Source organism: Burkholderia sp. Bp9099 (assembly GCF_003857805.1).
Taxonomy (GTDB): Bacteria; Pseudomonadota; Gammaproteobacteria; order Burkholderiales; family Burkholderiaceae; genus Burkholderia.
This window is the reverse complement of sequence record NZ_QTPU01000012.1, coordinates 42,008-55,770: the sequence shown is the minus strand read 5'-3', so window position 1 is coordinate 55,770 and position 13,763 is coordinate 42,008. Positions and strand designations below refer to the sequence as shown.

The following is a 13,763-nucleotide window of genomic DNA, read 5'->3' as shown; positions in this document are numbered from 1 at the left end:
CATGAGCCAAGATCTACTGACTATCCGCAATCTCGCGGTGAACTTCAACGGCCTGCCCGCGGTCGACCGGATCAACCTGTCGATCGCGCCGGGCGAGGTGGTGGGCGTCGTCGGCGAATCGGGCTCTGGCAAGAGCGTGACGATGATGGCGCTGATGGGCCTGATCGATGCGCCGGGCAAGGTGACGGCCGACGAGGTCACGTTCAACGGTGTGGACCTGCTGAAGGCGTCGCCGAAGGCGCGCCGCAAGATCGTCGGCAAGGACATCGCGATGGTGTTCCAGGATGCGCTGACGAGCCTGAACCCGAGCTACACGGTCGGCTACCAGATCAAGGAGGTGCTGAAGCTGCACGAAGGCCTGCGCGGCGACGCGCTGCACCGGCGCGCGCTCGAGCTGCTCGACCAGGTCGGCATTCCGGATGCGAAGAACCGCATCACGGCGTTCCCGCACCAGATGTCGGGCGGCATGAACCAGCGCGTGATGATCGCGATGGCGGTCGCGTGCAACCCGAAGCTGCTGATCGCCGACGAGCCGACCACCGCGCTCGACGTGACGATCCAGGCGCAGATCATGGACCTGCTCGTGAAGCTGCAGAAGGAGCGCGGGATGGCGCTCGTGCTGATCTCGCACGACCTGGCCGTCGTGTCGGAGGTCGCGCAGCGCGTCGCCGTGATGTATGCGGGCGAGGTCATCGAGACCAATCGCGTGCCGGACATCTTCCGTGCGCCGCATCATCCGTATACCGAAGCGCTGCTCGCGGCGATTCCCGAGCACAATCAGGGGGCGCGTCGCCTTGCCGCATTGCCGGGCATGGTGCCGGGCCGCGATGATCGCCCGTCCGGGTGCCTGTTCGCGCCGCGCTGCAAGTACGTCGTCGACGATTGCCGCAAGGCGCGTCCGGCGCTCGATACGCTGGTGCCGGCCAACGATGCGATGCGCGCGCGCTGCATCAAGCCGCTCAATGTTTCCAACCTCGACCTGACGGGAGGCGCACGATGAATGCAGTCCACGAAACGCGTGCCACGCCGCACGACGAGGAAGCGGTGCTGGTCGCCGACCGGCTCGCGAAGCACTACACGGTCAAGCGCGGGATGTTCGGGCAGGGCACCGTGAAGGCGCTGAACGGCGTGTCGTTCACGCTCAAGCGCGGCAAGACGCTCGCCGTCGTCGGCGAGTCGGGCTGCGGGAAATCGACGCTCGCGCGCCAGCTCACGATGATCGAGACGCCCACCTCGGGCCACCTGACGATCGACGGCAAGGACGTGGCCGGCGCGAGCCGCGAGACGGTCGCCGACCTGCGCCGCCGCGTACAGATGGTGTTCCAGAACCCGTTCGCGTCGCTGAACCCGCGCAAGACCGTCGAGCAGACGCTCTCCGAGCCGCTCGAGATCAACGCGAACCTGACGGCCGCCGAACGCGCGCAGCGCGTCGCGCAGATCATGCGCACGGTCGGCCTGCGGCCCGAGCACGCGAAGCGTTATCCGCACATGTTCTCGGGCGGCCAGCGCCAGCGGGTCGCGATCGCGCGCGCGATGATCCTCGATCCGCGGATCGTGGTCGCCGACGAACCGGTGTCCGCGCTCGACGTGTCGATCCAGGCGCAGATCCTGAACCTGTTCATGGACCTGCAGGAGCAGTTCAAGACGAGCTACGTGTTCATCTCGCACAACCTGTCGGTGGTCGAGCACGTCGCCGACGACGTGATGGTGATGTACTTCGGCAGCGTCGCCGAGCTCGGCGACAAGGCGACGATCTACGCGCATCCGCGCCATCCGTACACGCGCGCGCTGATGTCGGCGACGCCGGCGATCTTCGAGGAAGACCGCCGCGTGCAGATCAAGCTGCAGGGCGAGCTGCCGTCGCCGCTCAATCCGCCGTCGGGCTGCGCGTTTCACCAGCGCTGCCCGTACGCGGTCGAGCGCTGCCGCGTCGAGGAACCGCAGCTGCGCGACGTCGACGGACGCCGCGTGGCCTGCCATCGCGCCGAGGAGGTAGGGGAGGTGAATGCCTGATGGTTTGGCGGCGCGCGCGCCTGGCGTGCGCCGTTCGGGGGGCGGCCGCGCGCGCGTGATGCGCGCGTGCCGCAACGCACGGCGCTGGAGCGTGCGCACGGTCACGGGCGCGGCGCTGGCCGGCGCGTGCGTGGCGGCCAGCGTGCTGGTCCCGGTCGACGCCGCGCGTGCCGAAAGGCGCGCGCCGGCGAGTTCGCCGATCCATCCGTCGCAGGTTCCGCCGCCCGGCATGAACCTGCCGGGCTTCCACGTGCCGTCCGTGTCGAACGGCACGGTCGCGCGCGGCACGGTGCGCGTGCAGCCCGCGCGCATGCCGTTCTATGTCGCGACCCGGGGCAGGGTCACGCTGTACGTGCTCGGCACGCTGCACACGGGCGACCCGTCCGACTATCCGCCCGCGCAGCCGTTCCGGCCGCGCATCCTCGCGGCGCTCGCCGCGTCGCCGACGCTCGCGCTCGAGCTGTCGCCGGACGATCTCCTCGAATCGCAGGACGACGTGTCGAAGTACGGCGTGTGCCGCTACCCGTGCCTGCAGCGCCTGCTGCCCGAGCCGCAGTGGCAGCGCCTCGCGGCGCGCCTGCGCGGCAACCCGGCCGCGCTCGCGGAGATCCGCCGGATGCGGCCGTGGCTCGCGGCGCTGGTCGTCGAAACCTACGACTCGCTGGCGGCCGGCCTGCAGACCGAGTACGGCACCGAGGCGCAGCTGCAGAACGTGTTCCTGAAGAAGAAGGGCGGCCGCGTGATCGGGCTCGAGACGCTCGCCGAGCAGATGCGCGCGTTCACCGGACTGACGCTCGCCGAGCAGCGCGAGATGCTCGCGCAGGACATGGTGCAGACCCCGGCGCAGAACGCCGACGACATCAAGGCGCTGCACCGGCTGTGGCGAATTGGCGACGCCGACGCGATCTCGGCGTGGGCGGTCGCGAAGAGCGAGCGGCTGGCCCGTTCGAAGGCGCTGTCGGCGTCGATCGACAACAAGATCCTGTACGAGCGCAACCGGCGCTTCGTTGCACGGATGACGGCAATCGCCGCGCCGAACCGGCCGGTATTCGTGGCCATCGGCGCGCTGCATCTGGGCGGCCCGCGCGGCGTGCTCGAATTGTTGCGCCAGCAAGGGTATCAGGTCGACGCGAACTGATCGCGCCGCGCACCGCGCGCCGATCCTCCCCTGTTTGATCGACGAGATGCACGCGCTGCGAGGCGCCCGCGCGGCCACGCGGCTCGATAAGGAAAACCCTCGAATCTTCAGGAAATAGCGTTTAAAACGATTGACATCCGGTTCTGCCAATCTCTATTCTTCATCCCACAAGTTGAAAAAATGAAAAGAATAGATAAGTTCTACGGGGTAGCAGAAAACAAAGCGCGGGGTTAGCGTAGCCGGCACGTATGTAACGTGCCGGCCGCGGAGTGTCTGCATGCACGGCGGGGCCAAACATCGTCGGCACAACAAATGCATGCGACAGACTTGCGGCATAAGCAACGTTCCGTCGTCCGACCGGGGGAAGCAGCAAGCGGGCGGCGGCGGACGTTTTTTGATCCGGAGCATGTTTCCGGTCACCGTCGACAGACGGTTTCGGGGGGCGAATCGACAGACGGCGAAGTCCGCGGCGATTGCGCCAACAGAAAAGCGCCACGAGGGCGCTTTTTTCTTTTGTGGCGGCGGTTTTCGACCTGCGACGGCTGAGCGCTTCGACGACGCGTCACGTCATCATGCGTCTTCGCCGGCCTGCAGCGCGCCGGGCGCGACGACATCGACACCCGCCGCTTCGAGCGCCGCGCGGATCCGCTTCGCGAACGCGAGCGCATGCGGGCCGTCGCCGTGCAGGCAGACCGTTTGCGCGTTGAGCGGCACCCACTCGCCGCTCACTGCCCGCACCTGCCGCTCGCGCACCATGTCGAGCGTGCGCGCGAGCACCGCTTCTTCATCGTCGATCAGCGCGCCGGGCTGGTTGCGCGGCACGAGCGAGCCGTCCGCGCGGTAGCCGCGGTCGGCGAATACTTCCTCCACCGCGGCGAGCCCCGCGTGGCGCGCGGCCGCGACGAACACGCTGTTCGCGAGCCCGAACACGGCCAGCGACGGATCGAAGTCGTGGATCGCGGACACCACCGCGTCGGCGATCAGCGGGTCGCGCGCGGCCTGGTTGTACAGCGCGCCGTGCGGCTTAACGTGCGCGATGCGGCCGCCCTCGGCCTGCGCGATCGCCGACAGCGCGCCGAGCTGGTACAGCACGCCCGCGTAGATGTCGCCGGCCGGCAGCTGCATTTCCTTGCGGCCGAAATTCTCCGGGTCGTGAAAGCTCGGGTGCGCGCCGATCGACACGCCTTTCTGCACGGCCCAGCGCACGCAGTCGCGCATCGCATTGGCGCCGCCTGCATGCCAGCCGCACGCGATGTTCGCCGACGTGACGAGGTCGAGCAGCGCCTCGTCCGATCCGCATCCTTCACCGAGATCGGCATTCAGATCGATTTCCATGATGTTCCTCGTCCACGGGTGCGTGGCGCGTCCTTCGTCCTGCTTCCGTCATTGTCACGCTGCGCGCGATTGCGCGCGGCGGCGCGTTTCCTCGCGCATCTCGATCGCGACGTCGATCTGGCGCAGATAGGCACGTTCTGCGACCAGGGCGGCGCGCGCGGCGTCGGGTGTCGTGCGCACGAAGCGGATCGGCAGGTTGAGCCGAGCCTGTGCGAGTTTCCAGAGATCCGCGCGGATCACCGTGCCGATCTTCGGATAGCCGCCGGTGGTCTGCGCATCGTGCATCAGCACGATCGGCTGGCCGTTCGGCGGCACCTGGATCGTGCCGGGCAGCACCGCGTGCGACAGCAGCTCGACCGGCCGCTCGCGCACCAGTTCGGCGCCGGCGAGACGATAGCCCATCCGGTTGCTGTTCGCGGTGACGAGCCATTCCTCGTCCCAGAACGCCTGCTGAGAATCGGCCGCGAACGACGCGTAGTCGGGGCCCGGCAGCACGCGCACGGGCATCGCCCACGGCGCATGCGCGGGCCGGTGGCGGCGCGGCGGTTCGTCGACGCGCACGAACGCGCACCACGCGGGCGCCTTCACGCCGAATTCGGGCGCGTCGGCCGCGAGGCAGCCGGCGCCGGCCGGCGGCACGCCGACCGGCAGCCGGTCGCCGTCGCGCAGCGCGCGGCCGCCGAGGCCGCCGAAGCGCGACGCGAGATCGGTGCTGCGCGAGCCGAGCATCGGCAGCACGTCGATGCCGCCCGCGATGCACAGGTAGCCGCGCATGCCGCGTTTCGCGGCCGGCAGCACGAGCGTCTGCCCGGCGTCGACCGGCAGGCTCCACCAGGAATACACGGGCCGGCCGTCGAGCGTTGCGCCGAATTCGGTGCCGGTGATCGCGATGCGCGTCGCGCGCGTGAAGCGGAACGCGGCCGGCCCGATCGTGATTTCGACGGCCGCCGCGTCGGGGCGGTTGCCGACCAGCCGGTTGCCGACCTCGAGCGCGAGGCCGTCGAGCGCGCCGCCCTGCGCGACGCCGAGATGGCGTGTGCCGCGGCGGCCGAGATCCTGCACGGTCGACAGCGGGCCGGCGCGGACGACCTCGATCGTGCCCGGTGCGGTGTTCTGGCTCATGTCGCGTCGACTCCGGCAATGGTGAAGCGCACGCGGTCGCCGGGCAGCAGCAGCGTCGGCTGCGGCCGCGCCGGGTCGAACAGCACGTGCGACGTGCGGCCGATCAGTTGCCAGCCGCCGGGCGACGTGGCCGGATAGATGCCCGTCTGCGCGCCGCCGATGCCGACCGAGCCGGCCGGCACCTCGAGGCGCGGGGCCGCGCGGCGCGGCGTGTGCAGCGACGCATCGAGGCCGCCGAGATACGCGAAGCCCGGCTGGAAGCCGACGAAGAACACGACGTAGGCGCCGGCCGCGTGGCGCGCGACGACTTCGTCGGCCGACAGCCCGGTGTGCGCGGCGACGGCCGCGAGGTCGGGACCGGCGGCACCGCCGTATTCGACCGGGATGTCGATTTCCCGGCCGTCCGCGTGCTCGACGTCGGCGGTTTCCCACGCGTCGCGCAGCGCCGGCGTGAGCGAGTCGGCCGTCGTGGCGAGCGCGTCGAACACGATCGTCAGGTTGTTCATGCCCGGCACGACGTCGATCACGTCGGGCCACGCGCGCGCGACCTCGGCGACGGCCCAGACGCGGCGCTGGCAATCGAGCGTGGCGGGCGGCGGCACCTCGCAGACGAGGGCGGCATCGCCGAGCGGATAAATGCGGGGTTGCGTCATCGGACTGGCACGGTTCGGACGGCAATGTTAGCGCACATTGTCAATAAAATATCGACAACTTCCCAATAAGCGTTTTCGCCTAGCCCGTATGTCCGGGCTTCTGGCGTACACTCGGCACACCCTGTCATCCGGCTTGCTCCGCCTTTCCATGAAGCGTCCTGCGACCAAGATCGTGTCATCCGAACACCTCGTTTCCGATTCGAGCGCGGAGCTGTCGGAACTCGAATACGGGCTCATCATGGCCGGCAACGCATTCAACCGCTGGATGGTGCGCTGCATGTCGGCCGCGGGCGCGAAGGACATGACGGCGGTCGAGGTGTCGCTGCTGCATCACGTGAGCCACCGCGAACGCAAGAAGAAGCTCGCCGACATCTGCTTCGTGCTCAATATCGAGGATACGCACGTCGCGACCTATGCGCTGAAAAAACTGATCGCGCGCGGCTATGTGAAGAGCGAGAAGAGCGGCAAGGAGGTGTTCTTCTTCGCGACCGAGGCGGGCCGCGAGCTGTGCCTGAAGTATCGGGAGGTGCGCGAGCACTGCCTGATCGAGACGCTCAAGGACAGCGGCCTCACCAACGAGCAGATCGGCGACGCGGCGCAGTTGCTGCGCCACGCATCGGGCCTCTACGACACGGCCGCGCGCGCGGCGGCGTCGCTGTAAACGATTGCGGACGGGAGGGTGAGCGCGGTGACGCGCGGCATGCCGCTCACGCAGCAGCGCGCGCCGCGTCATCAGGCGGCCGGGTACAGCGCGCCGTCGGTCACGATCCAGCGCATCGCGAGATCGTGCGCCTCGGCCGGCAACGCATCGACGCGGCACGCTTCATACGCGATGCCGACCGTCACCGGCAGCGTGTCGCCGGGCCACACCGCGAGCGTGCGGTCGTAGTAGCCGCCGCCGTAGCCGAGCCGGTAGCGCTGCAGATCGAATCCCACGCACGGAATCAGCAGCAGGTCGGGCACGACGACGACGCCCGACGCCGGTTCCGGAATCCGGTGATGGCCTTCGCGCATCGGCGTATCCGCATCCCACGCATGGAACGCGAGCGGCGTGTGACGCTCGCCGATCACCGGCAGCGCGGCGCGGCGGCCCGTGCCGGCCGCGGCCCACGCGAGCACCGCGTCGCGCGCGTCGAATTCGCCCGGCAGCGGCCAGTAGAAGCCGACCGTCGCGGGCGCGAGGCGCTCGAGCAACCGCCGCAGCCGCGTGTCGAGCGCGGCGTTCGCGGCGGGCTGCGACGCGGCGTCGCGACGCGCGCCGGACAGCGTTTTGCGCAGTGCAACCTTCGGGTTCGGCACAGGGTTGCATGCTATGCTTTCGCTCACTTCGTGCTCCATTCATAACGATGTCGAACAGCCTTTTCCGAGTATATCGCGCGGTCGCGCTCACGCTTTCGGCCGCCGCGCTCGTCGCGGGCACGGCCGCGTGCGCCGCACCGGGCGACGACACGCTCGCCGGGGACGACCAGATCTTCGTGCAGCTGCGCGAAGCCGCGCGCCGCAACGACGCCGCGAAGGCCGCGCAGCTCGCGTCGATGATCCCGAACTATCCGGTCCCGTCCTACGTCGAGTATTTCCAGATCAAGCCGCAGCTGTTCGATTCGACCGGCCGCGCACGCGTCGACGCACCGGACGCGCCGGTGCAGTCGTTCCTGCAGCGCTACGACGGCCAGGCGATCGCCGACCGCCTGCGCAACGACTACCTGCTCGTGCTCGGCGCGCGTCACGACTGGCGCAACTTCGACGACCAGTACAAGCGCTTCGTGCTCGACGACGACACGCAGGTCAAGTGCTACGCGCTCGAATCGCGCGCGGCGCGCGGCGAGAACGTCGCCGAGGCGGCGCGTGCGTTGCTCGTCGAGCCGAAATACTACGGCGACGCCTGTGTCGACCTGATTACGGCGCTCACCGTCAACCAGCAGTTCACCAGCGACGACGTGTGGCAGCAGGCGCGCCTCGCGTACGAGCAGAACTACACGACGCTCGGCGGCAAGATCGTCGACGCGCTCGGCGCGCGCCCGGTCGGTTTCGACCAGGCGACCAGCGCGCCGCCGCTGTACCTCGCGCGCGGCGTCGGCCCCGACGCGGCATCGCACCAGCTCGCGCTGATCGCGCTCGGCCGCATGGCGCGCAACGATCCGGACGCGGCGGCCGGGATGCTGACGTCGATCGCCGGCTCGCTGACGAAGCAGGAGCAGGCGATCGCGTGGGGCGCGATCGGCTACCAGGGCGCGATCAAGCGCTCGGCGCTCGCGTCGGTCTGGTATGCGAAATCCGCGAACGCGCCGCTGTCGAACCCGGGCTACGAATGGCGCACGCGCGCCGCGCTGCTCGCCGGCAACTGGCCGATGGTGCGCTGGTCGATCGAACAGATGCCGCCGTCGCTGCGCGACGATCCGGCATGGATCTACTGGCATGCGCGCGCGCTCAAGCAGAGCGGCGACACGCTGCAGGCGAACCAGGAATTCGAGCAGGTCGCGGGCCAGTACAACTTCTACGGGCAGCTCGCCGGCGAAGAGCTCGGCCAGCGCACGTCGATCCCGCCGCGCACGAAGGTGAGCGATGGCGACATCGACGCGATGAGCAAGATCCCGGGCTTCGCGCTCGCGCAACGCTTCTACGGGCTGAACCTGCGTCTCGAAGGCAACCGCGAATGGAACTGGCCGCTGCGCGGGATGACCGATCGCCAGCTGCTCGCGGCCGCCGAATACGGCAAGCGCATCGACCTGCTCGACCGCACCGTCAACACGGCCGACCGCACGAAGGCCGAGCACGACTTCACGCTGCGCTACCCGTCGCCGTACCGTGACATCGTCGAGCGCTACGCGCAGTCGTCGGGCCTCGACATCGAATGGGCATACGGGCTGATCCGCCAGGAGTCGCGCTTCATCACGAACGCGCGTTCGTCGGTCGGCGCGGGCGGCCTGATGCAGCTGATGCCGGCCACCGCGCAGCTCGTCGCGAAGAAGCTCGGGATGGGCACGATCACGCGTGCGCAGATGCACGACATCAATACCAACATCCAGCTCGGCACCTGGTATCTGGCGGACATCTACAACAACTTCGACAGCTCGCCGGTGCTGGCAACCGCCGGCTACAACGCGGGCCCGGGCCGGCCGCGCCAGTGGCGCCAGGTGTTGACGCAGCCGGTCGAAGGCGCGATCTTCGCGGAGACGATTCCGTTCAACGAGACGCGCGACTACGTGAAGAACGTGCTGTCGAACACCGTCTACTACGCGGCGCTCTTCGAGGGCAAACCGCAGTCGTTGAAGAAACGCCTAGGCATGATCTCGCCCTGATCCGCAATCTTCACACTGCCGCGCGAGACGCGGCAGTGTTCTTTTGAGGACCCGAACATGGATCGCCAGACCGTCGCGCTGCTGGGCGGCACCGGCTTCATCGGCAGCCGGCTCGTCAACGCGCTGATCGACGCCGGCAAGCAGGTGCGGATCGGCACGCGGCGGCGCGAGCACGCACGCCACCTGCAGATGCTGCCGGTCGAGATCGTCGAGCTCGACGCGCTCGATACGCGCACGCTCGCCCGGTTCGTCGCCGGCGCGCATGCGGCCGTCAATCTCGTCGGCGTGCTGCACGGCGGCCGTGGCACGCCGTACGGGCCCGGGTTCGAGCGCGCGCACGTCGCGCTGCCGGCCGCGCTGGCCGCCGCGTGCGTCGAAGTCGGCGTGCGGCGCGTGCTGCACATGAGCGCGCTCGGCGCCGATTCGCACGGCCCGAGCATGTACCAGCGCTCGAAGGGCGACGGCGAGGCCGCGCTGCATGCGGTCGCGGCGACCGATTCGCTCACGCTGACGATCTTCCGCCCGTCGGTCGTCTTCGGCCCCGGCGACGCATTCCTGAACACATTCGCGAACCTGCAGCGCACGCTGCCGGTGCTGCCGCTCGCGATGCCCGATGCGCGCTTCCAGCCGGTGTTCGTCGGCGACGTCGTGCGCGCGTTCGTCAACACGCTCGATCTCGCGGCCGCGCACGGCAAGACCTACGAACTCGGCGGCCCGACCGTCTATACGCTCGAGCAGCTGGTGCGCTATTGCGGCACGCTGGTCGGCCGGCAGGCACGCATCGTGCGGCTGCCCGACGCGCTCGCGCGGCTGCAGGCGAGCGTGTTCGAATGCCTGCCCGGCGAGCCGGTGATCACGCGCGACAATCTCGCGTCGATGTCGGTGCCGAACGTGCTGTCCGGGCCGCTCGCACCGGAACTCGGGATCTCGCCCGCGAGTCTCGAGAGTATCGCGCCCGCGTATCTCGGCCATGCCGCGCGGCGCTCCCGCTTCGACTGGTTCCGCTCGCGCCGCCGCTAGGCGCCGCGGACCGTCGCTTCCGTCATTCACTTTCGCGCTTTCCGGAACACCGCCATGAAACTCGTCATTGGAGACAAGAACTACTCGTCGTGGTCGATGCGGCCGTGGCTGCTGCTCGCGCATTTCGGCATCCCGTTCGACGAGATCGTGATCGAGCTGCGCCGCGACGACACGGCCGCGCGCATCCGCGAGTATTCGCCGACCGGCAAGGTGCCGTGCCTGATCGACGACCACGGCGTCGCGATCTGGGATTCGCTCGCGATCGCCGAGACGCTCGCCGAGCGCTATCCGCAGTTCCCGATGTGGCCCGCTGATCCGCTCGATCGCGCGCATGCGCGCTGCATCTCGGCCGAGATGCATTCGGGCTTCGCCGCGCTGCGCACGCAGATGGGAATGAGCGTGCGCGCGTCGATGCCGGGGCGCGGCGCGACGCCCGAGGCGCTCGCCGACGTCGCGCGCATCGACGCGCTGTGGAGCGCGTGCATCGAGGCCTCGGGCGGCCCGTTCCTGTTCGGCGAATTCGGCATCGCCGATGCGATGTATGCGCCCGTCGTGATGCGCTTCAACACGTATGCGCCGGCGCTGTCGCCGGAAGCGGCCGGGTATGCGGCGCGCGTGACGGCACTGCCGGCGGTGCAGCGCTGGATCGATGGCGCGCGCCGCGAAACCAACGTGATCGCCGAATACGAACCGACGCCATGAACATCTACGCAGTAGGCGGAGCGATCCGCGACGAATTGCTCGGCGTGCCGGTGCAGGACCGCGACTACGTGGTGGTGGGCGCGACGCCCGAGCAGATGGCCGCGCAGGGCTTCCGGCCGGTCGGCAAGGATTTCCCCGTGTTCCTGCATCCGGGCACGCAGGAGGAATACGCGCTCGCGCGCACCGAGCGCAAGACGGCGGCCGGCTATCACGGCTTCCAGTTCTACTATGCGCCGGACGTGACGCTCGAAGAGGACCTCGCGCGGCGTGACCTGACGATCAACGCGATGGCGCGCGAAGTGAGCCCGGAGGGCGCGCTGGTCGGCCCGGTGATCGATCCGTTCGACGGGCAGGCCGACCTGCGCGCACGCGTGTTCCGGCATGTCGGCGACGCGTTCGTCGAGGATCCGGTGCGGATCCTGCGGATCGCGCGCTTTGCCGCGCGCTTCGCCGATTTCACGGTCGCGGACGACACGCTCGCGCTGATGCGGCGGATGGTCGACGCGGGCGAAGCGGATGCGCTGGTGCCCGAGCGCGTGTGGCAGGAGATCGCGCGCGGGCTGATGGAGGCGAAACCGTCGCGGATGTTCGCGGTGCTGCGCGAGTGCGGCGCGCTCGCGCGCATCCTGCCCGAGGTCGACGCGCTGTGGGGCGTGCCGCAGCGCGCCGACTATCACCCGGAAGTCGACACCGGCGTGCACGTGATGATGGTCGTCGACTACGCGGCGAAGCAGGGCTATTCGCTGCCGGTGCGCTTCGCGGCGCTCACGCACGATCTCGGCAAGGCGACGACGCCCGCCGACGTGCTGCCGCGCCATGTCGGCCACGAAGGCCGCAGCGTCGACCTCATCAAGCCGCTGTGCGAGCGGCTGCGCGTGCCGAACGATTGCCGCGATCTCGCGCTGGTGGTCGCGCGCGAGCACGGCAACCTGCATCGCGTGATGGAAATGGGCGCGGCCGCGCTGGTGCGTTTCTTCGAGCGCAGCGACGCGCTGCGCAAGCCGGCGCGCTTCGCGGAGATGCTGCAGGCGTGCGAAGCGGATGCGCGCGGCCGGCTCGGGCTCGACACGCAGCCGTATCCGCAGGCCGAGCGGCTGCGCGTGGCGCTGGTGGCGGCGCGCAGCGTCGACGCGGGCGCGATCGCGCGCGGCGTCGGCAACGATGCGATGCAGATCAAGGACGCCGTGCATCGCGCGCGGGTCGAGGCCGTCAAGCAGGCGCTGGCGATCGCGGAATAGGCGGGGGAATCGGGTTGCGAATCAGGCCGTGAATCGATTCCGCAAATCGTGCGGACCGTGCCGAGCGGTGCGCCGCCCGGCCGCCAGCCGTCATTTCTTCATGCGCTTGGCGGTGCGGCGCGCCGGCGTGGCGGCAGCCGGACGTTTGCCGGTGGCCGCGCGGGACTTCCCGGCAGCCGTGTTGGCCGCGGCGCCGGCCGGCTTGTCGGCGGGCTGCGCGGCGTCCGCGTCGCGCTCCCGCTTCGGTGACGGTTCGCGGCGGCTCACGCGCGGCTCGCCCGGCGTCGCGCCGGCATCGCGCGCGAGCAGCCTGATTTTCATCGCGGCGGACCCCAACTCGGCGCAGTTGTCGTCGAAGAGGGGCAGCGTGCCGACCGCGATCAGCTCCGCGGGCCCGTCGCCGACGTTCGCGACGCGATGGCGCTTCCTCGCGTCGAAGTGCAGCGAATCACCGGGCGACAGCGGGTAATCCTTCTTGCCGATCGTGTAGCAGAGCCGGCCGGTCAGCACGTACACGAACTCGTCGCCGCCGTGCGCGACCCATTCCGACCGGTAGCCCTCCATCATCCGGACCTTGAGCGCGTTGATCTGGCTGCCGTCGAAGGTGGTGGACAGCCGTTCGTACCACTGCGACGCGGCGTCGACCGCGTACGGTTCGCGGCGGCCCGCGTGCGAGTCGGGCTGCGCCTGGCGCGGCTGGTCGATCAGCGTGCTGAGCGGTACGTCGAGCGCTTTCGCGACGTTGACCAGCGATGACAGCGAGATACCGGTCAGATGGCGCTCGACCTGCGACAGGAACCCGACCGACAGGTTCGCTTCGGTCGCGACTTCCAGCAGCGTTTTCTTCGCTTCCCGGCGCAGGCGGCGAATGCGCTGGCCGATACGCATGATGTCTGAATCCATGGATCTCTTTCGTGGCAACGAGTCGGGAGGCGAGCGAGAGGGCGGTGCAGTCGCCGGACGTTGCCGTTCCGCGAATCGCACGAAGCACGGCCGTCGGGACGACGATGCGGGCGCATTGTACCGTGCAGTCGCGCCGGTCCGCCGCCACGCCGCGCACGGCGGTGCCGCCGTCGCGCACCTCACGCATCGGCAATTTTAGCCCTACGAAAATTTTAGCTTGACCTCAATTTCACCGTGCTCTAGATTCTGTCGCACGCATCAAACAAAGTTAAGTGAGACAAAAATTTCCCCGAAAGCCTGCCGCTGGAACGGCGCCACGGCCCGGCTGCCCGCCGGGCCG

The 13,763-nt window shown here is 69.3% G+C and carries 13 protein-coding genes; 8 read left to right on the top strand and 5 right to left on the bottom strand.

All coding sequences use genetic code 11. The features are described 5' to 3' along the window. Position 1: 1 nt before the first annotated feature. The 3 genes from DIE17_RS15435 to DIE17_RS15425 are packed head-to-tail and all read left to right on the top strand — an operon-like array spanning position 2 to position 3,151. On the top strand, positions 2-1,000 hold the full coding sequence (locus DIE17_RS15435) for an ABC transporter ATP-binding protein (RefSeq protein ID WP_044848857.1): 999 nt from the start codon (positions 2-4) through the stop codon (positions 998-1,000). Continuing rightward, positions 997-2,013, top strand: coding sequence for a peptide ABC transporter ATP-binding protein (locus DIE17_RS15430; protein ID WP_044848858.1), 1,017 nt, complete (start codon positions 997-999; stop codon positions 2,011-2,013). The genes DIE17_RS15435 and DIE17_RS15430 overlap by 4 nt, the downstream gene beginning before the upstream one ends. Continuing rightward, positions 2,006-3,151 (top strand): TraB/GumN family protein, encoded by a 1,146-nt coding sequence (locus DIE17_RS15425; protein WP_124486659.1) that lies wholly within the window; start codon positions 2,006-2,008, stop codon positions 3,149-3,151. The genes DIE17_RS15430 and DIE17_RS15425 overlap by 8 nt, the downstream gene beginning before the upstream one ends. A 570-nt stretch (positions 3,152-3,721) precedes the next feature. On the opposite strand, the gene pxpA is transcribed toward DIE17_RS15425, so the two are convergent. From pxpA to pxpB, 3 genes are read right to left on the bottom strand one after another with little or no spacing between them, the layout of a single operon-like run. Further along, positions 3,722-4,486, bottom strand: a complete 765-nt coding sequence (pxpA, locus tag DIE17_RS15420; RefSeq protein WP_124486658.1) for a 5-oxoprolinase subunit PxpA — start codon at positions 4,484-4,486, stop codon at positions 3,722-3,724. A gap of 54 nt (positions 4,487-4,540) precedes the next feature. Continuing rightward, the gene (locus DIE17_RS15415) at positions 4,541-5,608 is read right to left on the bottom strand and encodes a biotin-dependent carboxyltransferase family protein (protein ID WP_124520540.1); all 1,068 of its coding nucleotides are present in this window, start codon (positions 5,606-5,608) and stop codon (positions 4,541-4,543) included. Continuing rightward, a complete protein-coding gene (pxpB, locus tag DIE17_RS15410) occupies positions 5,605-6,261 on the bottom strand; it encodes a 5-oxoprolinase subunit PxpB (protein ID WP_044847862.1) in 657 nt (218 codons plus the stop codon). The genes DIE17_RS15415 and pxpB overlap by 4 nt, the downstream gene beginning before the upstream one ends. Positions 6,262-6,409: 148 nt before the next feature. Here pxpB and DIE17_RS15405 point away from each other — a divergent pair, with 148 nt between their 5' ends. Beyond that, positions 6,410-6,922: a winged helix DNA-binding protein gene (locus DIE17_RS15405; RefSeq protein WP_059448486.1), complete on the top strand. Its 513-nt coding sequence runs from the start codon at positions 6,410-6,412 to the stop codon at positions 6,920-6,922. 71 nt (positions 6,923-6,993) lie between these two features. On the opposite strand, the gene DIE17_RS15400 is transcribed toward DIE17_RS15405, so the two are convergent. Beyond that, positions 6,994-7,599 carry a 5-formyltetrahydrofolate cyclo-ligase gene (locus DIE17_RS15400; protein WP_124520539.1) on the bottom strand — a complete coding sequence of 202 codons (606 nt, stop codon included), beginning with the start codon at positions 7,597-7,599 and terminating at the stop codon, positions 6,994-6,996. Positions 7,600-7,607: 8 nt separating this feature from the next. Between DIE17_RS15400 and DIE17_RS15395 the strand changes: the two genes are divergently transcribed. From DIE17_RS15395 to DIE17_RS15380, 4 genes are read left to right on the top strand one after another with little or no spacing between them, the layout of a single operon-like run. After that, the gene (locus DIE17_RS15395; RefSeq protein WP_124486656.1) at positions 7,608-9,560 is read left to right on the top strand and encodes a lytic transglycosylase domain-containing protein; all 1,953 of its coding nucleotides are present in this window, start codon (positions 7,608-7,610) and stop codon (positions 9,558-9,560) included. Positions 9,561-9,617: 57 nt separating this feature from the next. Beyond that, positions 9,618-10,580 (top strand): complex I NDUFA9 subunit family protein, encoded by a 963-nt coding sequence (locus DIE17_RS15390; RefSeq protein ID WP_124520538.1) that lies wholly within the window; start codon positions 9,618-9,620, stop codon positions 10,578-10,580. Between the two features lie 54 nt (positions 10,581-10,634). Then, positions 10,635-11,282 carry a glutathione S-transferase family protein gene (locus DIE17_RS15385; protein WP_124486655.1) on the top strand — a complete coding sequence of 216 codons (648 nt, stop codon included), beginning with the start codon at positions 10,635-10,637 and terminating at the stop codon, positions 11,280-11,282. Then, positions 11,279-12,520, top strand: a complete 1,242-nt coding sequence (locus DIE17_RS15380) for a multifunctional CCA addition/repair protein (protein ID WP_124486654.1) — start codon at positions 11,279-11,281, stop codon at positions 12,518-12,520. The genes DIE17_RS15385 and DIE17_RS15380 overlap by 4 nt, the downstream gene beginning before the upstream one ends. 90 nt (positions 12,521-12,610) lie before the next feature. On the opposite strand, the gene DIE17_RS15375 is transcribed toward DIE17_RS15380, so the two are convergent. Continuing rightward, on the bottom strand, positions 12,611-13,423 hold the full coding sequence (locus tag DIE17_RS15375) for a helix-turn-helix domain-containing protein (protein ID WP_124520986.1): 813 nt from the start codon (positions 13,421-13,423) through the stop codon (positions 12,611-12,613). Positions 13,424-13,763: the final 340 nt, after the last annotated feature.